At 61.0% G+C, this 20,797-nt stretch carries 20 protein-coding genes and 1 tRNA gene; 1 reads left to right on the top strand and 20 read right to left on the bottom strand.

Annotated features, from left to right (window positions below; all coding sequences use genetic code 11):
* Positions 1-86: 86 nt before the first annotated feature.
* Positions 87-1,526: a D-alanyl-D-alanine carboxypeptidase family protein gene (locus B3H65_RS05660; RefSeq protein WP_286684470.1), complete on the top strand. Its 1,440-nt coding sequence runs from the start codon at positions 87-89 to the stop codon at positions 1,524-1,526.
* Here B3H65_RS05660 and B3H65_RS05655 read toward each other — a convergent pair.
* The 20 genes from B3H65_RS05655 to B3H65_RS05560 form a co-directional block, all read right to left on the bottom strand.
* Positions 1,519-2,415, bottom strand: coding sequence for a PHP domain-containing protein (locus tag B3H65_RS05655; protein ID WP_286684469.1), 897 nt, complete (start codon positions 2,413-2,415; stop codon positions 1,519-1,521). The two genes, B3H65_RS05660 and B3H65_RS05655, sit on opposite strands and share 8 nt — an antisense overlap.
* A gap of 81 nt (positions 2,416-2,496) precedes the next feature.
* The gene (locus B3H65_RS05650; RefSeq protein ID WP_286684468.1) at positions 2,497-3,261 is read right to left on the bottom strand and encodes a phosphonate C-P lyase system protein PhnL; all 765 of its coding nucleotides are present in this window, start codon (positions 3,259-3,261) and stop codon (positions 2,497-2,499) included.
* A complete protein-coding gene (locus B3H65_RS05645; protein ID WP_270480911.1) occupies positions 3,258-4,538 on the bottom strand; it encodes an alpha-D-ribose 1-methylphosphonate 5-triphosphate diphosphatase in 1,281 nt (426 codons plus the stop codon). Before B3H65_RS05645 ends, B3H65_RS05650 begins: the two co-directional genes overlap by 4 nt.
* Before the next feature lie 93 nt (positions 4,539-4,631).
* Positions 4,632-5,549 (bottom strand): ATP-binding cassette domain-containing protein, encoded by a 918-nt coding sequence (locus B3H65_RS05640; RefSeq protein WP_286684467.1) that lies wholly within the window; start codon positions 5,547-5,549, stop codon positions 4,632-4,634.
* Positions 5,550-6,404 carry an alpha-D-ribose 1-methylphosphonate 5-phosphate C-P-lyase PhnJ gene (locus tag B3H65_RS05635; RefSeq protein WP_117679219.1) on the bottom strand — a complete coding sequence of 285 codons (855 nt, stop codon included), beginning with the start codon at positions 6,402-6,404 and terminating at the stop codon, positions 5,550-5,552. It lies immediately after the preceding gene.
* Positions 6,394-7,542 carry a carbon-phosphorus lyase complex subunit PhnI gene (locus B3H65_RS05630; protein WP_286684466.1) on the bottom strand — a complete coding sequence of 383 codons (1,149 nt, stop codon included), beginning with the start codon at positions 7,540-7,542 and terminating at the stop codon, positions 6,394-6,396. Before B3H65_RS05630 ends, B3H65_RS05635 begins: the two co-directional genes overlap by 11 nt.
* Positions 7,530-8,303, bottom strand: a complete 774-nt coding sequence (gene phnH / locus B3H65_RS05625) for a phosphonate C-P lyase system protein PhnH (protein ID WP_286684465.1) — start codon at positions 8,301-8,303, stop codon at positions 7,530-7,532. The genes B3H65_RS05630 and phnH overlap by 13 nt, the downstream gene beginning before the upstream one ends.
* Complete coding sequence (locus tag B3H65_RS05620) at positions 8,300-8,779, bottom strand: phosphonate C-P lyase system protein PhnG (protein ID WP_286684464.1); 480 nt, start codon at positions 8,777-8,779, stop codon at positions 8,300-8,302. Before B3H65_RS05620 ends, phnH begins: the two co-directional genes overlap by 4 nt.
* 63 nt (positions 8,780-8,842) lie before the next feature.
* Entirely contained in the window at positions 8,843-9,721 is an 879-nt protein-coding gene (locus B3H65_RS05615; protein WP_286684463.1) for a PhnE/PtxC family ABC transporter permease, read from the bottom strand.
* The gene (locus tag B3H65_RS05610) at positions 9,721-10,557 is read right to left on the bottom strand and encodes a PhnE/PtxC family ABC transporter permease (RefSeq protein ID WP_286684462.1); all 837 of its coding nucleotides are present in this window, start codon (positions 10,555-10,557) and stop codon (positions 9,721-9,723) included. The genes B3H65_RS05615 and B3H65_RS05610 overlap by 1 nt, the downstream gene beginning before the upstream one ends.
* Complete coding sequence (gene phnC / locus B3H65_RS05605; protein WP_009140930.1) at positions 10,554-11,438, bottom strand: phosphonate ABC transporter ATP-binding protein; 885 nt, start codon at positions 11,436-11,438, stop codon at positions 10,554-10,556. The genes B3H65_RS05610 and phnC overlap by 4 nt, the downstream gene beginning before the upstream one ends.
* Positions 11,439-11,538: 100 nt before the next feature.
* Positions 11,539-12,672: a phosphate/phosphite/phosphonate ABC transporter substrate-binding protein gene (locus tag B3H65_RS05600; RefSeq protein ID WP_220395551.1), complete on the bottom strand. Its 1,134-nt coding sequence runs from the start codon at positions 12,670-12,672 to the stop codon at positions 11,539-11,541.
* Positions 12,673-12,983: 311 nt separating this feature from the next.
* Positions 12,984-13,409 carry a hypothetical protein gene (locus B3H65_RS05595; protein WP_286684461.1) on the bottom strand — a complete coding sequence of 142 codons (426 nt, stop codon included), beginning with the start codon at positions 13,407-13,409 and terminating at the stop codon, positions 12,984-12,986.
* Positions 13,410-14,438, bottom strand: a complete 1,029-nt coding sequence (locus B3H65_RS05590; protein ID WP_286684460.1) for a TatD family hydrolase — start codon at positions 14,436-14,438, stop codon at positions 13,410-13,412.
* Positions 14,439-14,450: 12 nt separating this feature from the next.
* Positions 14,451-15,341, bottom strand: coding sequence for a 16S rRNA (adenine(1518)-N(6)/adenine(1519)-N(6))-dimethyltransferase RsmA (gene rsmA / locus B3H65_RS05585; protein WP_286684459.1), 891 nt, complete (start codon positions 15,339-15,341; stop codon positions 14,451-14,453).
* Positions 15,342-15,454: 113 nt separating this feature from the next.
* Positions 15,455-17,077: a methionine--tRNA ligase gene (gene metG, locus B3H65_RS05580; protein WP_286684458.1), complete on the bottom strand. Its 1,623-nt coding sequence runs from the start codon at positions 17,075-17,077 to the stop codon at positions 15,455-15,457.
* Between the two features lie 170 nt (positions 17,078-17,247).
* The gene (gene rsmI, locus B3H65_RS05575) at positions 17,248-18,153 is read right to left on the bottom strand and encodes a 16S rRNA (cytidine(1402)-2'-O)-methyltransferase (protein WP_286684457.1); all 906 of its coding nucleotides are present in this window, start codon (positions 18,151-18,153) and stop codon (positions 17,248-17,250) included.
* A 53-nt stretch (positions 18,154-18,206) separates the two neighbouring features.
* A complete protein-coding gene (locus B3H65_RS05570) occupies positions 18,207-19,271 on the bottom strand; it encodes a glycoside hydrolase family 5 protein (RefSeq protein ID WP_117679207.1) in 1,065 nt (354 codons plus the stop codon).
* A gap of 267 nt (positions 19,272-19,538) precedes the next feature.
* Positions 19,539-19,611 (bottom strand) — tRNA-Phe (locus B3H65_RS05565).
* Between the two features lie 394 nt (positions 19,612-20,005).
* Complete coding sequence (locus tag B3H65_RS05560) at positions 20,006-20,749, bottom strand: class I SAM-dependent methyltransferase (RefSeq protein ID WP_286684456.1); 744 nt, start codon at positions 20,747-20,749, stop codon at positions 20,006-20,008.
* Positions 20,750-20,797: the final 48 nt, after the last annotated feature.

Below are 20,797 nucleotides of genomic sequence, written 5' to 3'. Positions count from 1 at the left end.
GTATACTCATCTTTAGCCAGTCTACACTCATTTGCGCGCGGCGTCGCAACCGCACCGCCGGGTCACATTCTTTTAAGGTGGAAACCATGCTCAAACACAGACAACCGCCGCATCGCCCCCGTAAGTTCCGCATTCGCGCCCTTGCCTCCGCTGCAACCCTTGCGCTTGTGGGAGCGCTGACGGCGCCGTCTGCCTATGCGGACGTCCGCGACACGGATATCATCTGCGGCGCATCCTATGCGGAGCAAGCGCGCGCAGCGGAAGATCAGCCCGATATTGTTGCCGCCGCCGCGATTGTTGTTGGCCAGGACGGAACAGCCTATTTTGAGCGCGATGCCGACGCGGAGGTAAAGATCGCCTCGCTCACCAAGGTCATGACGGCCATCATCGCGCTTGAAAATGCCCAACCTGATGACACCATAACGGTAGACCAACGTGCGGCCACCGTTGGCCAGTCGACCGCCGACCTTAAAGAGGGCGACAAGCTCCCCCTCTCCGAGGCGCTCAAGGGCCTTATGATGCCGTCTGGCAATGACGCCGCCATGGCGATCGCAACGTCTGTGGGAGCGCTCATCGACCCGCAAAGCGATGACCCCTACCAGACTTTTATCGATGCCATGAACACCAAGGCGGCGGAGCTGGGCATGGACCACACGGTCTTCGCCAACCCCCATGGCCTGGACTTCGATGGCTGGGAGGGCGATTTCCACTCGACCGCGCGCGACGTGGCAACCATGTTTGCCCACGCGATGAAAAACGAGGCGTTCCGCTCGATTGTAGCGGACACCGATAACCACATCACCGTCACCAGCGCGGACGGAAGCGAGCGCACTATAGAGCTTAAGCAGCGCAACGAGATATTGGGGCAGGATGGCAACATTGGCGGCAAGACCGGCGGCACCTACATCGCCCTTTCCAATTTTGTTGGCGCGTTCAACCGAGAGACGGGCGGCGAGATCTACACCGTTGTACTGGGCAGCGAGACCAGCGACACCCGCTGGGATGACACCCGCGCCCTGGCCAACTGGTACTACGACCACGTGGTTAGCTACCCCGTTGCCAGCAGCCGCACGCAAGCCGTAACCGCCGAGGGCACGCCGCTGGTGGGCCGCGCCGCCCATGACGACTGGACGGACAAGACCGTCGACGTCACGCTTGCAGATCCCGAGCAGGCGATCTCGCTGTTTAGCCTGGCAGGCGATGTGGAGGCCGCGCTTGACATCGACCGGGTGCAGGGCGACGTAAAGCGCGGCGACACCGTGGGCGAGCTGGTGCTGAGTCAGCAGGGCCGCGAGGTCGCACGCGCCGAGCTTGTCGCCGCCGAGAACCAATCCGCACCCCAAGGCATCGACTGGCTTATGGTCCAGCTTGACCGTTTAGTACGCACCGTTTTGGGCGAGGACGCCACGGCTCAAAACCAAGAGCTTATAGAACCCGTCGACCCGCAGGATCTTGACGCCGTTGGCGCTGACAACAACGCCGCCAGCGACAGCGACGCCGCAGCCGCCGCGCAGCCCGCTAGCTAAGGCGAACCTCGTCCTCAAAAAGCCGGGAAACGCGCTCGCCCGCCTCATCCGCGCCAATATACCGGCAGCCAACGGCCTTGGGCTTGCCAAAGGTACCGTGGTAGTCGCTACCGCCGGTTGCAAACAGGCCGTATTCCGCCGCGACCCGGCGGGCGCGCTCGACATCTGCCAAGCTGTGATCCGGATGGTGCACCTCTATACCCTGAAGGCCCGCGCGCACCAACCCCGGCACCGCGGCCCAAGAATCCATCTGGCCCGGATGCGCCAACACGGCGACACCGCCCTGCTCGCGGATCGCACGAACCGCATCTTCCGCCGCAGGGTAGTCGATGGTGCGGTCGGCGATACCACCGCCCTTGAAAAGGCGCTTCACGCACGCCTGGTGTCGCTCGTCCGCATTGGGCAGATGCGAAAACGCCTCCATAAGATGCTGCCGATAAAAGCCCGTGCTGCGAGATCCCACGCCGATGGCCTCGTCTAGCGATAGCTCGCGACCGTCAAACGTCTCACCGGCGCGCATAATGGTCCACGCCTGCCACAGCGACAGCTGCGTGCGGGCGAAAAGCGTGGCGTCCACCATACGCTCAAGCGGGCCGTCGCCGGCGGGCGTGGCCTCAAGGCCGTACGCCAGCACGTGCAGCTTGCGCCCCGTTGCGGGATCCATGGCAGACACCTCAACACCCGCCAACACGGGCACGGCAGCACCGCGGGCGGCGGCGCGAATGGACGAAAGCTGGCGCAGGCAATCGTGATCGGTCACGGCGATGCCCGCCAGCCGCATACCTTGAGCGGCAGCGATCAGCCCTTCGACCGTCTCCGACCCATCTGAATACACGCTATGCATATGTAGGTCGAGCGTTCCCGCCGGACTACCGTATTCCATCGCCATGTGAATCCTCCCCAATCGCTTTCCAGTCACTCCCTGGGCGCCCGCCCGGCACCCCGCACAGACGGGAGCCGGTCTTCACCGTTATTCTGCTACAGAACTCCCCGCCACAAACCCGCCTGCTTGCATGTTGTACTCGCGATCGCAAACGCCTTCCATAAACTCAAGGTCATGAAAGATGCCAAGCATAGTGGTACCGGATGCCTTAAGCTGCTCGATCAGCTCGCGCACCTTCGCCTTGCTGGCATTGTCCAAACTGGCGGTAGGTTCATCCAACAGCAAAAAGCGTGGACGACGTACCATAGCGCGGGCGATGTTCAAGCGCAGCTTCTCGCCGCCGGAAAACGTGTTGGGATACAGATCCCACAGGTTCTTGGGAAAATCGAAATGTTCCAGCATGCGCGTGGTCTCAGACTCGATCGCCTCCTCGTCCTCAAACGCCTCTGACGCGCTGGCGCGAACGATCTGGCGAGCCGTAGTGCGCGGAACGCAATCCAGAAACTGGCTGATGTAGCCAATCTCGTTATTGCGCAGGTAAATCATGCGCCGCTCATCCAGCGTCGCCAAGTCGACCACGCCAAACGCAGCGGAATCATACAGGATCTTGCCAGACTCGGGCAGATTGGTGCGGTAGATGCACTTGAGAATGGTCGATTTGCCCGAACCCGAGCGTCCCGTCACGCCCACGAACTCCCCATGGCCCACGCGCATCGAGATGTGCTCGCAACCGCTCACGCGACGCCCGGCGGCATGCAGGGTAAACCCCTTGCTGACGTCTTGGATATCAAGCAGCGGCGTTGAGGCTGGCACCGCGGCGGACGCCCCCGCAAAAGACTTCGCTCCGCTCATGCGCGCACCCCCTCGTCCACAAGCGTCTCTTCCACGGTCGCGGCATCGGTCGCGAAACGCGCAGACATGCTTGGCAGCGAAGGGTACCAGGTACGAGACACCACGCGGCCGTCGACCATTGCCATGGTGATCACCGGGTAGCTATGCTGCCCCTCCTCGACCTCGCGCACAACCAGCACGTCAGCTTTCTTGCCCTCTTCCAGGCTTCCAATTTGGTCATCTGCCGCCACGGCGCGCGCCGGGTTGATGGTGAGCATGGCAAAGGCCTCTTCAAGCGGCAGCTTAAAGGTGCGGTGCAGTACAAATGCGCTTTGCAGCATAGCGGTGGGATAGTAGTCCGAACACAGACAGCTCGCCACGCCCCCGCGAACCGCTTCGCTGGCAGACAGATTGCCAGAATGGCTCTTGCCCAGCAAGATGTTGGGCGTGCCCATCACGGTGCTCATGCCGCGACGACGCGCCTCGGCAGCGACCTCCAGACTAATGGGGAACTCCGAGATAGTGCAGCCCAGCTGCTGCATCAGTTCCAGTTTCTCTACCGTGTCGTCGTCATGGCTGGCAACGGGCACGCCGTGCTCGCGCGCCAGGCTGGCGAGCGATGTCAGCGCGTCCAGCGTAATCTTGGGCGACTCCTCGCAAGCCTTTGCAACCTCCAGGGCGTCCTCCATAGAGAGCTCGCGGTCGCTGCGAACCGACCGGCGCCAGATCTCCAAGTCGCGATACTGGCCCTGGCCAGGCGTGTGATCCATAAAGCTCAGCTCATCCACCTCGCCGGCGGCGATATGGCGGGCGACGTCCTCAACCACGCCCACGTTGTCGATCTCAAGCCGTAAATGCAGTCGATGCCTAATAAGGTGGGCATTGCGCCCCTCGGTGCGCTTGGATGCGGCGATCAGGGCCATGATGCGCTGCGTATTCTCCCAAGCTCGCACCGGCTTTGTGTCCATCACATCGCGCCCATAGGCAGAGAGCGAGTGGTACATGGTGGTGATGCCATGGCCCAACAGCTCGCGCTCGGCCTCAAAAAACGCCGTGGGAAAATCCATGAGAACGGTGGGGCGCGGAGAGATAACGCCCTCGATATAGTCAGAATGAATATCGACCAGGCCCGGCACCACGTAGCCGCCGTGCGCATCGATCACGCCGGCGCCGGCGCGCTCCGCCTCAAGCGTGCCCTGCTGTTGAATGGCGGCGATGCGGTCGGCATCGACCACCAGCTCGTACCCAAAGAGCAGGCGGTCCGGTTGGACGATGATACCGTTGCGAATTACATACATGCTCTTAGTTCCTCCAAATATAGGTAGCTAAGCGTTTTGGACGATTTAAGGGGCGGGCGCCCGTACCCGGCGGCTTTTTGCGTCTCGCCCGTGCTACAGCAGCGAGTACACAAGCTCCTGCGTGTAGGGGTGCTGCGGGTCCTGCATCACCTGGTCGGTAAGGCCGTGCTCGATCACCCGGCCGTCCAGCATCACCATGGTGCGGTCCGCCAGCAGGCGGATGACACCCAGGTCATGGCTTACCACCACCATGGAGACTCCCAGCTCGCGGCGCAGCTGCAAAATCAAATCGAGCACGCGAGCCTGCACGGAGAGGTCGAGCCCCGTGGTGACCTCGTCCAAAAACAGCAGGGGCGGACGGTTGGAGAGCGCCTTGGCGATCTGGACGCGCTGCTGCATGCCGCCGGAAAACGCGCGGGGCGCCTCCTGCTCGCGACGAACCGGAATGTTGACGCGCTCAAGCAGCTCGCGCCCGCGGTCGACCATCTGCCCCACCTCGCGCGAACCGGCGGCGATCTGCTTCTCCGCAATATTTGACAGCGCGGAGAAATTCATGCGCAGGCCCAGGTAGGGATTTTGGTACACCATGCCAAAGATGCGGTCGCGAATATAGCGCTGCTGCTGGCGCGACACCTCGAAGCAATTGGCAGCGCCGCCGTCAAAGGCCGAGACGCGCATATCGCCCGACGTGGGCTGCTGGTCAAAATACAGGCACTGCATGAGGGTCGATTTTCCCGATCCGCTTTCGCCCACAATACCCAAGATCTCGCCGGGATGAACCTCGAGCGAAACGTCGCGCACGGCGTGCACGGTGCCGCATCTGGGGCAGATGTTGCGCTCCAGGGGAGCGTTGACGTTGCGGCAATAGTCGCAACCCTCGCCAAAGCGCTTCGCCAGGTGATTAACCCGCAATACGGGATGCAGATCTTCAAAGCTCCTGGTCACGGTTGCAGGCAACTGCCGGCCCGCCGCTACCGCGGCGCCATTCGCGCCGTTGTGTACGTTATCCATCTATGCGCGCCCGCCTTCCCTGTGGTGTGCAACGTGGTTAGAGCAATAGTCGGTATCAGAGCACTGCCATGCGGTCTCGCCGGTAGCGGGGTCCACGGTCTGCGTCATGAACACGCCCGTGGCACCGCACACGCAGCATCGCTTGCCCTCAAAGTCCTCGCGCACAAACGGGTAGTCGTCAAAGGCGAGCGACTCCACCTTGGTATGGGGCGGCACGGCGTAGATTTTCTTCTCGCGGCCGGCGCCAAACAAAAAGAGGTTGTCAGCATTGTCAAGGCGGCCGTTGTCGTAGCGCGGAATGGGGCTGGGTGCCATAACGTAGCGCCCATTCACCATCACAGGGTGGTCTGCGCCGGTAGTGGTTGTTCCGTATCGCACAATCTGTTCAAACAGCTCTAGGTAGGCGCCGGTGTACTCCGCTTCCGCGTGCAGGCGGCGCGTCACGGTCTCGCGCGGCTCATAGGTGCGCAGCGGCTCGGGCGTGGGCACCTGCAGCACCATAAGCTGGTCGCGGGTAAGCGGGCGCTCGGGTATGCGGTGGCGACTCTGAATAAGCGTGGCCTCCTGCGTTGAGGTGGTGGTCGCAACTCCGGTGGTCTGCTGCACCAACGTACGGATAGACACCGCGTTGACGCTTGCGTCCGAGCCCTGGTCGATCACCTTGAGCACATCGGCAGGACCGATGCAAGACAACGTCACCTGCAGACCGCCCGTACCCCAGCCGCGCCCAATGGGCATCTCACGGCTGGCGAAAGGCACCTGGTAGCCGGGGATGGCCACCGCCTTGAGGATCGCGCGGCGGATCTCGCGCTTGGAACCCTCGTCCAAAAACGCAAAGTTGTAGCTATTTTGCATGGGCGACCTCGTTTTGAAGATCTTGCGCCGGGCCGCCGTTGCGCCTGGAACGCAAGGCGGAATCCAGCTTGCTTTGGAACGTGACGTAGTGGGGCAGCTTAAGATGGCTGATAAAGCCCGTGGCCTCCACCCCGTCTATATGGGTAAGAACAAATTCCTGGTCCTGCGTGGGGTAGCGCACATCATCTGCCCGCAGGCTGTGATCAAGCACGCTCATGGCGATCGCCTTGCTCTCATCCCCGCCCATTACCAGGCCATAGCCCACGTCGAGCGAGCTTACGTGGCGGCCATCGACCACTTCGTCAGAGACAATGAGGCTTTCCACCTCAACTACGGGGATGCTTCCCAGGTAATAGGCGTCATCCTCGCTTGCCGCGTCCGAGTCCGCAGACGCGATGGTCACCGGCACATCTCCGCGACGCAGCTCCCCCACCGTTGGATGCGACAGGCCAAAACCGCGAATCGCCGCATAGCCTATGGCGACCACCGCCTGCGTGAGCCCGCGCGTGAGCGCTTGCAGCACCACGCTGCGGGGAGCGGGAAACGCCAGCGGCGTCTTGGTAATGTCCACGGGCTCCGTATCATCCTGCTCAAAGGTGGGAGTCATCCCAATATGGCGCAGATAATCCAACACCTTGGGCACAGCCTCTAGCGATTCCTCGCCCACAGGCGGCGCCACCTGCTCAAGGCGCTCCCGCAAAACCCGAGCGGTCTCGCGCAGGTCACCATCGTCCTCATCCGCAATGCCAAAATCAATCAGTCGATGGCTGTAGTCACGCGTGGCACCCAGCACCTGGCCGCCCTCTATGTCCTTGAACGCCGCGGAGATGCGACGGTTCACGCGCATGCAGCCGGTATCGATGGTGCGCGAGGTATACAGGCGCTCCAGCGTGGAACGGTAGGCTCGGACCAGAAAGACGGCTTCTTCGACCGATCCTCGCGCCTGCTTTACCGCAAGCGCCGCGATATCCGGCGCCCACAGCGAGCCCTCGCTCATAACCTGCTCGACCAAACACGGCAAGCTGCGAGCGACGTCATCTGCATCCAGCGCGCGGCACGTCGAGACGCGCTGCAGCTCAAGCAGGTCAAGCGACGCCGCAATTGCCTGCTCGCCGCCGCTCACCGCTACATATCCCATGAACAACCCCCATCTTCAAGTGCGCCCGCGCACTCGATTGCACTGGACCGCGGAATCGCGATCACGTGGCCCGCGCCGTCGACCAGCACCACATCGATTCCGCAGGGAAACTCATCCTCGCGTTCCACGCGCGCCCGCAGCACGTCGCCGCGGTCGCAGGCGATAACGGCGGACCCGTCAACGCCCGGACCCGTAATGCGCCACTCCGTGGCAGCTTGAGCGCTTGCGACCGCCGCCGCCACGGATCCCGGCTCGCCATACTGGTCCGGCGCGACGTGAGAAGCATTGGACGAGGAGCCCGTGAGGGTCCCGTCGCGCCCGCGCCCCAGCAAGGTCGAGCACTCGACAATGCACGTCGCCCCCAGGTGCGGGGCTTCAAGCGTTCCAGCCGTCACGCCCTGCACGCACGCGGCCGCCACGTCTCCGCGAACGCTCACGGGAACAACCACGTAGGCGGCGCTGCGTTGGTCGCGAGCGCACGCATGGAACCGACGCACCAGCAAACGCTCCGCGCGCGTCCCCTCCTCGCCCGTCACCGCCAGGCTTGTTGCAGAATCCAGCAACGCATCCGCCAGCAGCATAGTCGCCGGCATCAATCCCGCGCGCGCCGCTAGCGCGGCCTCATCCGCCAGGCCGAAAAGCCGCTGCACCTCACCGGGACGAGCCATGGCGTCGAGCAGCACCCTAAAGGTTGCCTGCAGCCTAAAAGCCTGCTGATCGGCATCCGCGTTGCGCTCAAAGCGCGCCGTAGAAGTTGTCATTTCGCCACCGCCTGCACGCTCATGTCCTGTCCTCCCATTTCATCGAACGCCACGCGAGAGGCAAGCGTTTGCGCATCCTGCGCAGAGCGCGCCTCACACAGGCTGTGCCAAGCGTTTTCTATGTACTGCTCAAGCTGGATGCGGCACTCCAGGGAACCCGGCAGCGCGCATGCCGCGTCTATAACGGCGAGGCTGTAGGACAGGCCCTCGTCCACGCCAAGCACCGCGCCCAAGCCTTCGGCCTCTTGACCCGCACCGGGACCGCTTACGAGCACACGGCATTCCGTCATGAGGGCCTCGCCCATATAGAAGCGAGAGCAGCGGGCCGTGTCGCGGACCTCGCACATCACCAAGCCCTGGCGCGGGGCGGACAGCACCTCGACGCGAAGCTGCTCCTCGATCATGCGCGCCAGCTTGGCCGCCAACAAAGGGTCGCCCTCAACAAGCGCTTCGGTCCGTTTTCTCCTGCTAATCACGCGGTCCCCTTTCAAAAGGATTGCCCGTGCACAACGGCAACTGCGGCCGCACAAGCGTTATTACTAGTCGTTGATGATGTAGCGCCGACGCAGGCGCACCGAGACAAGCTCCAGCGCAAACGCCACCAAGATACACACGTAGACGATCACGCCCACCTCATGCAGGTTGTAATAGCGCGTGCCGGCTTGGTACAGCTGAAAACCAATCCCGCCCGCGCCTGCAAACGCGCCCACGGCGACCGCGTTGGTAAAGTTGATCTCAAAGCGAATGAACGTCCAACTCAACAACTTGGTAATAGTGCCCGGCAGCACTGCCTGGAACACGGTTTGCCAAAAGCCGGCGCCGCTCGCGCGCAGCGCTTCGATCACGCCGCCGTCGATCTCCTCGAAACTCTCCGAATAGCTCTTGGTGAGATAGGCGATGGAGTGCAGCGAGATGCCCAAGACGGCGGCCTCCGACCCCAGGCCGATCGCCACGGTAAACACCAGCACCCACAGGATGGTGGGGATGGCGCGGATAACCGCGACCACGGCCTTAACCGCGTTGGAAACCGCGGGGCTGGACAGATTCTCGCTTGCCGCCAAAGCAAGCAAAAACGAGACCACGGCGGAAAGCAGCGTGCACACCACGGTAACCGCCAACGTGATGACCGTGCTTTGCGCCACGGTTTCCCAGGTAAAGTGACTAGCTCCGTACGGCGGGTCGAGAGCGGGCTGCAAGAACATGGCCTTAGCGTCCGCCAGCGCCTGCAGCGCCGCCCGGCCCAAGTCCACCGCTCCATACTGCATGCGCGCAAATGTAAGCACCGTAAGCACCGCCAACACCGCAAGGGTGATGGGAATGGCGCGGTTGGCGCCTTTGGACGAGGACGTGCGCAGGCGCCCGCGAGCGTCGCGCTCGACCACGGCCGCCGCCGATTGCGTGAGTTGCATGCCCGCCATTAGATCATCGACCTCCTCGCCACGTTTGAGACGGCCTCGATCGCCAGCACCAAGACGATGGTCAGCACAATGACCAACCCGGCGCAGTCATAGCGAAACGAGTTGTAGTACAGCTGGAACACAAAACCAATGCCCGTGCCCGTAAGCAGGCCAATCAGCGTTGCGGACCTAATGTTGGTCTCGACCATATAAAGCATCCAGCTCATAAGGTCCGCCGCGGCGAGCGGCAAGCCCGCCTGAAACACCACGTGCCAAAAACTCGCACCGCACGCCCGCAGAGCCTCGACGGGTCCCGTGGGAATCTCGTCAAATGTATCTAAAAAGAAGCGCGTAAGCTGGCCAAACGTGGTAAGGAACAGAGCCAAAAACCCAGTGAACTCGTTTTGCTTGAACGAGAGGAGAAGAAGCAGCGCCCATGCGACCATGGGGACGTTGCGCACCACGCTTGCAAAGGCGCGAATGATACCGCGAACCGGCCCCCACTCCACGCCGACGGTGCGCGATCCAAGCACGGCCAAGACTATGCCCAAAATAGCAGCGATCACCGTCGCCGCCACGGAATCGAGCACAGTGGAGACCGTCTGCTCCAACACGTAGCCAAGCTCGCCCAAAGAAGATGCCGTGGGCATAAAGTTCTGCAGCATCCATGCAAGCGCGGCGGGCACGGACATCAACGCGTAGGCCAAGCTGAAGTCGCAGATAGAGGCACCCAGCTGGAACACCGCCACGGCAAGCGCTACGCCGCCGATGGTGATGAGCTGACGGCGGCGAAACCACCCTAGATCAACGGAAGCGCGCGAGCAGGCGCTTGGGCACGCGGCATCGACGGTACTCATTGCGCACCGCCAGGAGCCGTGGCGCCAACACCAACCGCCGAAACGTCCGCAACGGGCACGCCGGACGCAAGCGGTGCGGGACCGGCTACCTCGACATCGACCAGGGCTTCCTCATCACCCTCGTAGATGCGGGCGATAACCTGCGGCGTCACCTCGTCCGGTGTGCCCTCGAAAACCTTCTCGCCCTCGCGCAGGCCGATGATGCGGTCCGAGAACTCCAATGCAAAGTCAACCTGATGCAGATTCACCACGCATGCGATGCCGTGCTGCCTGGTCACGCGGCACAGGTGTTCCATAACCATGCGGCTGCTCTTGGGGTCGAGGCTAGCGATGGGCTCGTCGCACAAAATGATCTTTGGGTCTTGGATCAATGCGCGGGCAATGCCGACGCGCTGCTTCTGACCACCAGAGAGCTGGTCGGCGCGGCGGTAGGCAAACTCGCCCAGCCCCACCTCGTCCAAAAGCTCGAAAGCCCGGGCTTTCTCGTCCTCGGTATACAGACCCAAAGCCCCCGCCAGGGCGTTCTTGTAGCCAAGGCGTCCGTGCAACACGTTTTGGATGGCGCACAGCCGGTAGACCAGGTTGTAATTTTGAAAGATCATGGCGATCTTGGTGTGGACTGCGCGCAGGTCGCCGCGACGAAGATGCGTGATGTCGCGGCCCTCAAAAACCACGCTGCCCTCGCTTGGCTCGATCAAACGGTTGATGCAGCGCAAAAACGTCGACTTACCCGCGCCGGACGGACCGATCACCGCAACAAATTCGCCGGCCTCGATAGTGGTGTCGACGCCTTGTAGGGCATGACGCTGGCCGGTCGCGCGCGGCCCATCATAACTTTTGCCAAGCCCCGTGATTTTCAGAAGCGGCACATGCTGTGTCATGGCGCTCCCCTTTCTTTGGAACTGTCGACAATAAAAAGGAGGCCGGGCGCGCGGTTTCGCATTGCCCGCACGCTCGGCCAACCGTATTCACGCCAAGCGTTTAAGCAAGGTTGCGGATGGGGTCGTACCAGCTATCCTCAACCGCGATGAAGCCGGCGGTGTCGCCCAAGCTCCACACGGCGCCGGAATCCTCCACGTCCTCGGGCGCAAACAGAAGCTCGTCGGACGCGGTCTCCTTGGAGGTGAGGCCCTCGAGCAGCTTGTCGATGATGTCCTGGGGAAGCACCTCGGTGTTCACCGCAATGGGACCGTTGAGCACCGGTGTGGACTGGATGATGCCAAAGCTCTTGCCCTGCACGCGGTCGAAGGGCTGGGCGGCGCCATCCTTAACGTTGTAAACCTGACCAGCGGAATTGGCCTTGTCGCGGTCATCGGTGGGAACGTCCAGATACATGTCGACGTCGATATCGTCGAACGCCGCCACGTCGGCATCGCCCTGCAGCAGGTTGACGGCGGAACCGGGATGGCTGTTACCAAAGAGCACCTGGCTAAAGAAGCCGGGTTTGGTGAGCTCATCGGTCGAGGCGACCTCGTCCGGGAAGGCGTCCATGATGGCGTTGGAGGGGACCTTGAAGCCAGAGGTGGAAGTAGCGGAGACAAAGCTCATGCGCTTGCCCTTGACGTTCTTGATGGAGTAGCCGGTGGGATCGGAATCGTCCTTATACTGGTCCATCTGGTCTGCGGGAACGCAGATGCGGCTAAAGTACTTGGCGCCATCCAGCTTGCCGTCGGTGTCAGAAGTGGTGACCAGCGGCATGACCTTAGCGTTCTTCTTCTGAGCCTGGATGAAACCCTCGGCGCCCATGTTGGCAAGCTGCGCCTTACCAGAGGCGATGGCCTCGATGGCGACGTTGTAGTCGGTAGTGGTCATAAGCTCAACCGGCACGCCGGCGTACTTCTCCAGGACCTTGCCAAACTCCTCGCGGCCCTTGTCAAACTCAGCGGAGGACTCGTTGGGGAGCCACACCATGGTGATCTTGTCGACGGTCGAGCCTTCGTCGGAGCCGGTTGTAGCGGCACCGCCCTTGCCCTCGGTGGATCCGCAGCCCGCAAGGCCCAGACCCAGCGTGATGGCGCCCATGCCCATAAGGCTCAAAAAAGAGCGGCGCGAAACCTGCAGCTTGCGCTGGGCATCGTCGTTGATATTCATGGCGTTCTCGATAGTGGACTGCATCTGATTCTCCCTTCAAGCGCCCCTATGCCCGCAGGCGAGGCGAATGCGTACTTGAACAGCAGAACAGATGATAGAAAGGCAAAGGGCCTAGACGGCGCCGCGCACGACATGCCTGTCCAGGCCCTAACTTGCATTACGGGTATTTGATTATGGAACGCACGGTGCGATGTGTTTCTTGACCAAAACGATACTCATCCCGGTCTTGGCGCATCCAAACGTTAACGCATCCAAGACAATTGTGAATGAGATATGGACGAGAATCGGTCTGCAACGCGATCCGCATCATGACTCAAAATCAATCGCAAAAGATGCTACTTGCGGCGGCGCTTGCGCTTCTTTGCCGCCCTGGCTTGCGCCTTCTCCTGCTTTGCCTGGGCAATCTCGCGAGCCACGGCGTACTTCTCTTCATTACGCTGGGCTGTAATCTTTTTTGCCTGGCTGCGCGAGACAAACCACACAACCACCGCCGCCACAAAGAGCAGCGAGCACGCCCAGCGTCCACCGTAGAACAACATCTGGTTGCCCAGTTTGGATCCCATGCTCGACGCAAGGTAGGACAACACGGCGCCGACAAGCAAAACGGGAAACACCTTGGTCAGCGGCAGGGAGAAATGAATGTCGTTATCAACCGCCTTGCCGCCAATCGCCGCGTTGCGACGTTCGCGAAGAACCTCGGCGGAGGTGGGCTCGCGCTCTTCGTCCCGCGTTTCATCGACTTGAGCGTTGGTATCGTTCATTTAATTCTGCCTTCCAAAGAGCTTGAGGGAATTGCGCCAGACAGCATACGCGATTTGCGCCGGATCCTCACCCGTCACGCTTGAACGGTAACCCGTCAGCGCCTCGACGGTCCAGGGAATCATAGCGGGTTCGCATTCAAGTCCGCGAATGGGCTCGGGAGCCATATACGGGCAGTCGGTCTCAAACAACAGCAGATCAAGCGGACATGCCGCGAAAGCCTCTCGAACCTCATCGTTGCGCTTAAAAGTGGCGGCGCCGCCAAAAGCGATATGGCACCCAAGGTCGCAGAAGCGCTCCATAGTTGCACGGTCCTCGCCAAAGCAATGCAGTACGCAACCGGCAGCCGGCACGCCAACCCGCTTGAGCACGTTATAGGCGTCCAGATGAGACGAGCGCTCAACATCGTCCGCTTCATGCCTTAGATGCAACTCAACGGGTAGGTTGCGCTCGACGGCAAGGCTAAGCTGTCGGGCCATAACATCCATCTGCATCTGATGCGGCGCCGCCTCGATATTGTCCTCCGCGTCAAAATGATAATCCAAGCCGATCTCGCCCACGCCGGAACATAAGGGGCTATCGAGCGCTTCGAGCACCTGGGCATGGACATCGTCTGTATACTCGGGCGCGCCATAAGGATGCACGCCCGCAAGGAAAGAAATGCGCGATAGCAGCGCCCGCGGATTGGAATCCCATGCATCCGCACAGGGTCCAATCAGCTCGCCAGCGGGCTCCAACGGAGCCACACCGGCGGCAAGGGCCTGGTCAAGCAGGTCTTTCGCCTGATCGATCCAGCCAACCAGCTGCTCGTGATACGTAGCGGCATCGAGATGGTCCGCCAGCGGATCCCAGATGGTAGTCATCTGCCGCACGCCAGCAAGCGCGGCCCGGGCGATAGCCTCGGCCGGATCTTTATCCCAAAAACTCATAAGGTGCGCATGAGTATCCGCGATGGGAGCCAGCGGCGCCGGAACCGCGAATTCCTTTTTCTTTTTTGCAAACACTAGCGAAAAACGAGGGTCGGTCTGCATGGCGGCTCACCCCTAACCCTGCTGCGCCAGCGCGGCGGCCAGGCGAATAAAGTCGCTTGTGCTCAGGGCCTCCGCACGCGTGGTGGGCGCAATGTCGCAGGCTCCAAAAGCCTTGTCCAGCTTCTGCTTCTCAAAGCCCGAGGAAGACATGGAGTTGCGAATGGTCTTGCGGCGCTGGGCAAACGCCGCCTCCGTCACCCGTGCAATATCGTCGCGCGTACAGCCCTCGCCCTCGGCCCATGCTATGAGGTCGAACACCTCGTCCCCACTAGTCCGCCTGTCGATGCGCACCACGGCAGAGTCAACGTGCGGAGCGGGCATAAAGCAACGCGGCGGCACCTCGAAGCGACCCGTAACGCGTCCGTAGAGGCCCAATTTTGCCGTGTAAGCGCCAAACGCCTTGGTGCCCGGCTGCGCGGCGATACGGTCGGCAACCTCTTTTTGCACCATGACAACCGCGGCGTTAAGGCTGGGCATGGTCTGGAAGAACGAAAGGATGATGGTTGCAGCCACGTTATACGGCAAGTTGGCGACCAAGATGCTGGGCTCACCGCCGGATGCCTCGGCAATTTGCTCGGGCGCAACTTTGAGCGCGTCGCCCATGATGAACGAGAAATTAGCGTTGAGGGCGGCATGCGCGCTCAACACCGGCTCAAGCTCCGAGTCCATCTCGATAGATGTCACGTGACCAGCATCCTGCAGCAGGGCGAGCGTCAACGTGCCAATGCCCGGGCCAACCTCTAGCACCAGCTGGTCGCTCGATAGGCTTGCAAGGGCGCAGATGCGCTCGATCACATGGTTGTCGATAAGGAAGTTCTGGCCCAGACGGTGCTTGGTGGCAAGTCCGTAGGTCTCCAGCAGCGCGCGGGTCGCGGAAGGATTCGCCAGCGGCGACGTGGTCATTGCTCCTCCTATGGTCTCCTCGGTTCTTAACACGGAGGACCTGCCATGCGGATGCGCCGCCTGACAGGTCCGAACATCAAATAGCATATATGCGCCCCGGGCGCACGGGAGCCCTAGTCAACCAGACGCGGGAACAGCGGGTCGCCCTTCTCCACGGGCTCGCCGCCGGCAAGGCCGCCCCACTGGCAAGCCTCGGCCAAATTGCTGGTCGCCTCCTGCGGAAGGGACAGACGGCGACGCACCTCTGCAGACACGCTGGGCATAAAGGGTGCGTAGAGCTCGGAAGCGATGCGGATGACCTCCAGCAGGTTCCAGATCACAAGAGCAAGCTCGTCGGCGCGCTCGGGATCTTTCGACAGCGCCCAAGGAGCCATGTCCTCGATGTAATGGTTGGCGGCGGACACCACGGCGAGCACTTCCTGTGCGGCGCCGGAGTAATCGAAGGCCTCCATGCATGCGGCATAGCGTTCGTAGATACCCTCGCACGCCTCTTTCAGCGGAGTGGCCTGCTCAAAATTGGCAGGACGAACCGGAGCGCAGCCGTCGAAGTACTTGCCGGCCATGTTGAGCGAACGGGACACCAAGTTGCCCCAGCTATTGGCGAGATCAGCATTGTAAACCTGGCGCATACGACCCCAGCTAATGGGAGCGTCGGTGCCGTGGGCAACGTCGCACATGAAGTAGTAACGGTACGCGTCGACGCCCAAAAGCTCGATGACCTCTTCGGGGGCGATCGCGTTGCCGCGGCTCTTGCTCATCTTCTCCGCCGCGCCGGTCTCCTCGTTGCGCACGGTCAGGAAACCGTGGACAAACACGCGCTCGGGCAGGGGAAGGCCTGCCGCCATCAGCAGCGCAGGCCAGATGACGCAGTGGAAGCGGATGATGTCCTTACCCACCACGTGCACCTGCGCGGGCCAGCGGAAGGCGACCTCATCGGCTGCCTCCTGGCCCTCGGCGCCATAGCCTACGGCAGACAGGTAGTTAATCAGGGCGTCGACCCACACGTAAGCCACGTGCCTGGAATCGAAGGGGAACTGGATGCCCCAATCGAACGTGGAGCGAGAGATGGAAAGATCCTTCAAGCCGCCCTTCACAAAAGAGAGCACCTCGTTGCGGCGGGTCTCGGGCTGGATAAAGTCAGGGTGCGACTCGTAGAAGTCGAGCAGGGGCTGCTCGAAAGCGGAAAGCTTGAAGAACCAGCTCTCCTCCTGGATGCGCTCGAGAGGACGGTCGCAATCCGGGCACAGCGGGTGCTCGGGGTCGGCGGCGTCCATGCCCTTGGCGCGGCGCTCCTCCTCATGATGGCGCACCTGCGTCTCGGTAAAGTAGGTCTCATCCGGACGGCAGTACCAACCGTCGTAACTATCCTTGTAGATGTAACCGCGGTCAAGCAGGACCTGCAAAAACTTCTGCACGCCGGCGGTATGGCGATCCTGGGTGGTGCGGATGAAGTCATCGTTGGAGATATTCAGCGTCTCCCACAGATCGCGGAACTTAGGCTCCATGGAATCGCACCATGCCTGGGGAGAATCAAAACCGTTCTTCTCCGCGGCTTCGGCAACCTTCTCGCCATGCTCGTCCATGCCCGTGAGGAACTTCACGTCGTGGGCGTTTGCACGCTGAAAGCGAGCCTGGACATCCGCCATGACGGTGGAGTATGCGGTACCGAGGTGCGGCTTGGCGTTCACGTAGTAGATCGGCGTGGTGATGTAGTACGAGGGCTTAGAATGCTCCATGGCATATTCCCTTCCGACAAACTCTATACGGCGCAGCGTTCTTTATCTGCGCAGGTTATTCCAACCTGCCATTTTACCGCATATTTGGACGAAGATGGGACAACGTACCGCCAGCCTCCACCGACTCCACCAGCAACTCTATCGGCCTGTCTAAACCGACGCCATCAATCTTATTGGCCCTGAGCAGCAAGCACTCGCTCGTACACGGCGCGCTTTTTGAGCGAATAGCGCTGGCTCAACCGCTTGGCTATGGCAGATGCCGGCTCACCTTGCGCCAGCGCATCTTGAATGTCTTTCTGCAGCGCCTCGTCCACATCGACCGCACCCGCAGCCCCTACTGCCGCGCCCGGCATCATAGAGGCGAACGATGCCAGCTCCTCTTCGGACGGAGGGGCGACCACCAGCACCATCTCGCCCTTAAGCTCGCCGCGCTCGCGCACCTGTTCAAGCAGGTAAGGAGCCTGCGCGCGCAAAACCTCCTCATGCAGCTTGGTGAGCTCGCGGCAAAGGGCGACCTGACGGGCGGGAAAGACCTCGGCGAGCGCCTCGAGCGACGCCGCGACGCGGTGGGGCGATTCGTAGAACAGCAGCGCACCGGGAATCGCCGCCAACTGCGACAACCTGCGCACGCGCTCCCCGTGCTTGCGTGGCAAAAAGCCCTCGAAATAGAAGTGCTCGCAGGGAATGCCGCTTGCAACCAGCGCGGTCACGCAAGCGGAAGGGCCGGGGATCACCTCCACGTCAACACCCGCCTCGCGCGCCGCGTCCACCAGAACCTGCCCGGGATCGGAGACGCTGGGCATGCCCGCGTCGGAAGCAAACGCGATCACGTCGCCTGCCAGCATGCGGCCGATCAGCTCGGGCGAGCGCGATGCGATCACGTTCTCGTCGCACCGCACCAACGGACGAGAGATTCCCAAATGGGCCAGTAGCTTTGACGTTACGCGCGTATCCTCGCAGCAGATAGCATCCGCCGCCTCGAAGGCCTGCGCCACGCGCGGCGTAAGGTCGCCAAGGTTTCCAATGGGCGTGCCAACGATTATGAGGCGCCCGGAAGTGCTGCTGCATGCTGCCATAGTAAGTAACCGTCCAAATCGCAGGGTCGAGGCGAGAACACAAGGGATGAAAGCTAATCGAGCATCGCGCGCTCAAGGGTTCCCAGCGCAAGGCGCGCATCCCAGGCGGCGATGCGCTTCTCCGTCTTCCACGTCTGGAAGAACCAGCCCTCCGCTTGGGAGAAAGAAGCAAGCTGGTTTGCCACGAAAACGCGCTCGTACGCGGAGCGTCCTTCGGGCGTAACGGAAGCGCTGGACATGACGGCAGCCGCAGACCACTCGCCGATGATGACGGGAAAACCCGTTCCCACCGCCTCGCGAATCTGGGCCTTGTTGCGTGCGATCGCAGCGGAAAGACCACGCGGGGAGGTGATGTCCTGGGCGTTCTCATCATGATAGTGATACAAATGAACGTCCATCATGACGTTTTTATATTGCGAGCTGCGCATAAAGTGCTTCCACAAGCCCGGATAACCCGAAGCGGAAAAGACCACGGCCTTGTCGTTTGTCATATGTTTGCGCAAAAGGTCATAGGCATCGCGATAGAAGTTGCGCAAATAGTGGCCGGGAATGCCGTCCGTCATGGTGAACATGTTCTTTCGAACGCTCATGACGGGGGAATCCAGCAACTCGATACCGTACAGGGCGTCTGCCACGGCGTAGCGAGCAGCTAAGCGCTCCAGCACCTCAAGCGCCACATGGCGTCCGTTTGTGGACGAATGCCAGTCGGCGATATAGCGCGATGTGGTCTGGGGCTCGTTGGAGTCGCCCTGACCACCGGGAACGGTGGCAAGGTCCAGCAACACGCTGACGTTGTATTTGGAGCCCCACTCCATCGCACGATCGATGTAATCGATTGCGGAGATGTAGGTTGCCGCATCGTTTTGCAGGCCAAAAACGTGCCAGGGAACAGGAATCCTCACCGCATTGAGGCCGATGGACGACATGCGCCTAAAGTCCTCTTCGGTAATGAAGGTCTCGTAATGTTGGCGGATTCGCTCGTTGTACTCAACGGTGCCCAGATTCTCCTGCAGCTCGGCATCCGTGCTGGCGCCGGTAGCGGCGAACAAGGACGGCGTGACCCAGGGCTCGGGGATAAACCATCCCGAAAGATTGACTCCTCGAATTCTATCGTCCATGCCATGCCCCTTTACGTGCGAATGTGGTGTGTGAGACGGCTTGCATTAGGCCTGCGTCTACAGTGTCTTCGCAAGAGTATACTCGCCCGTGCAGACACATATCGCACCACACGCCGCGAGTGTCGGATATGTAAGGAACTATAAAGATTGATGCCGATCTTTGCTCGCCTGCGGCGAGCATTCCGCAACCATCAGGAAAACGCCCACCGACGCACGATCGATGGATATGAAAAAACCTCCCAAGGAGGGAGGCTGGAAGTTAAAGGGTGGCCAGAGGGGGAGTCGAACCCTCGACACGCGGATTTTCAGTCCGCTGCTCTACCAACTGAGCTATCTGGCCGTTTATGTCGTGCTGACTTGCAGCTCAATTACTATATCAAATCTCAAGCGGGAGTCAAACGAGAATTTTAAAAAAGTTTGGAGCGGATGCGTCTGGAGACTTTGGAGGGCAGCTCCCCATCCTCACCCGTCCAATAATTGATTACAAATCCAAGAAAGAGGTAAAGCCCAGGCACAAGTCTTAGACACTTCCCGGGCAAGACGAAGAATAAGCGCAGCATTGTTGTGGACAAACACGTCCAGATATTCGAGCTCCACATCGCTGAAACCCTCAACAGAGCTCCATTCAAAAGACGGCAACAAACATCTAGCACCATCAAAGTCGCGTGATAGAATGCCCGAAACTCAGCCATCCACCACGTCTCCTCAACTACCTGGAAACAAAGCAAGGAAACCTATCCAACCGAGCACTCATAGAGAAACATCTCGTCCATATCCCCTTTCGAGGGTTCCTTATCAAAAGAGCGATACGTCGTCACGCTCGCAAAACCCGCCCGCTCCAGCCGCTGCTCCAACTCCCCAAAACGATAAAGGCGAATCTGGAAATCCATCCATTCGCTCTCGACCAGCTCGCCGTCACGGTACAGCTCGTAGCGACCGGGCGAATACTGCGTCTGGGTCTTCGCATCGTAGCGGTCCATGGAACTAAATCGCAGCTCGCCGCCATCGTCAAAAGGCATCGCGGACACCAGGCGATACGACCCGTCCCCATTACACGCCCCAGCCATGGACTCGGCCGCAATCACCATTTTTCCTCCCGGCGCCAGAAGCGACCGCAACTTCACGAGCACCCCATCCGCAGTCTCCGCATCGGTAAACAGCGAGAACGATCCCGAAGAAATGAAGATGTAGTCGTAGAGCACGTCCGAGCTGAATTCCAGGATGTCCCCTTTGAATGCATGCGCTTGCGGAGTTTTTCGATACAGCGCCGAGAGCATCTCCTCCGAGAGATCTATGCCCGTGATATCAAACCCGCGCTCCATAAAGGGGATGAGGAACCTGCCGCTGCCGCACATGGGCTCGAGAATCTTGTCCCCAGCGCGTGCGTAAGAAAGGTAGAACGCCAGCTCATCTTCGGGAGCCGCTGCGTGAAGCGCCTCGTAGGTCTCCATACACAGCCTGCCGTAATAGTTCTTCATGGTGCTCCTTCCCCAAGGCGCGATGCGCACCACAACATTCTTCTCATC

Source organism: Collinsella sp. UBA1693, assembly GCF_002320115.1.
Taxonomy (GTDB): domain Bacteria; phylum Actinomycetota; class Coriobacteriia; order Coriobacteriales; family Coriobacteriaceae; genus Collinsella; species Collinsella tanakaei.
This window is presented reverse-complemented; position numbering and strand designations above follow the sequence as displayed.

What these genes read in the sequence shown, in the direction of transcription:
- B3H65_RS05660 (WP_286684470.1), top strand. Translation starts at nt 87, where the DNA reads ATGCTCAAACACAGACAACCGCCGCATCGCCCCCGTAAGTTCCGCATT.
- B3H65_RS05655 (WP_286684469.1), bottom strand. Translation starts at nt 2,415, where the DNA reads ATGGCGATGGAATACGGTAGTCCGGCGGGAACGCTCGACCTACATATG.
- B3H65_RS05650 (WP_286684468.1), bottom strand. Translation starts at nt 3,261, where the DNA reads ATGAGCGGAGCGAAGTCTTTTGCGGGGGCGTCCGCCGCGGTGCCAGCC.
- B3H65_RS05645 (WP_270480911.1), bottom strand. Translation starts at nt 4,538, where the DNA reads ATGTATGTAATTCGCAACGGTATCATCGTCCAACCGGACCGCCTGCTC.
- B3H65_RS05640 (WP_286684467.1), bottom strand. Translation starts at nt 5,549, where the DNA reads ATGGATAACGTACACAACGGCGCGAATGGCGCCGCGGTAGCGGCGGGC.
- B3H65_RS05635 (WP_117679219.1), bottom strand. Translation starts at nt 6,404, where the DNA reads ATGCAAAATAGCTACAACTTTGCGTTTTTGGACGAGGGTTCCAAGCGC.
- B3H65_RS05630 (WP_286684466.1), bottom strand. Translation starts at nt 7,542, where the DNA reads ATGGGATATGTAGCGGTGAGCGGCGGCGAGCAGGCAATTGCGGCGTCG.
- phnH (WP_286684465.1), bottom strand. Translation starts at nt 8,303, where the DNA reads ATGACAACTTCTACGGCGCGCTTTGAGCGCAACGCGGATGCCGATCAG.
- B3H65_RS05615 (WP_286684463.1), bottom strand. Translation starts at nt 9,721, where the DNA reads ATGGCGGGCATGCAACTCACGCAATCGGCGGCGGCCGTGGTCGAGCGC.
- B3H65_RS05610 (WP_286684462.1), bottom strand. Translation starts at nt 10,557, where the DNA reads ATGAGTACCGTCGATGCCGCGTGCCCAAGCGCCTGCTCGCGCGCTTCC.
- phnC (WP_009140930.1), bottom strand. Translation starts at nt 11,438, where the DNA reads ATGACACAGCATGTGCCGCTTCTGAAAATCACGGGGCTTGGCAAAAGT.
- B3H65_RS05600 (WP_220395551.1), bottom strand. Translation starts at nt 12,672, where the DNA reads ATGCAGTCCACTATCGAGAACGCCATGAATATCAACGACGATGCCCAG.
- B3H65_RS05595 (WP_286684461.1), bottom strand. Translation starts at nt 13,409, where the DNA reads ATGAACGATACCAACGCTCAAGTCGATGAAACGCGGGACGAAGAGCGC.
- B3H65_RS05590 (WP_286684460.1), bottom strand. Translation starts at nt 14,438, where the DNA reads ATGCAGACCGACCCTCGTTTTTCGCTAGTGTTTGCAAAAAAGAAAAAG.
- rsmA (WP_286684459.1), bottom strand. Translation starts at nt 15,341, where the DNA reads ATGACCACGTCGCCGCTGGCGAATCCTTCCGCGACCCGCGCGCTGCTG.
- metG (WP_286684458.1), bottom strand. Translation starts at nt 17,077, where the DNA reads ATGGAGCATTCTAAGCCCTCGTACTACATCACCACGCCGATCTACTAC.
- rsmI (WP_286684457.1), bottom strand. Translation starts at nt 18,153, where the DNA reads ATGGCAGCATGCAGCAGCACTTCCGGGCGCCTCATAATCGTTGGCACG.
- B3H65_RS05570 (WP_117679207.1), bottom strand. Translation starts at nt 19,271, where the DNA reads ATGGACGATAGAATTCGAGGAGTCAATCTTTCGGGATGGTTTATCCCC.
- B3H65_RS05560 (WP_286684456.1), bottom strand. Translation starts at nt 20,749, where the DNA reads ATGAAGAACTATTACGGCAGGCTGTGTATGGAGACCTACGAGGCGCTT.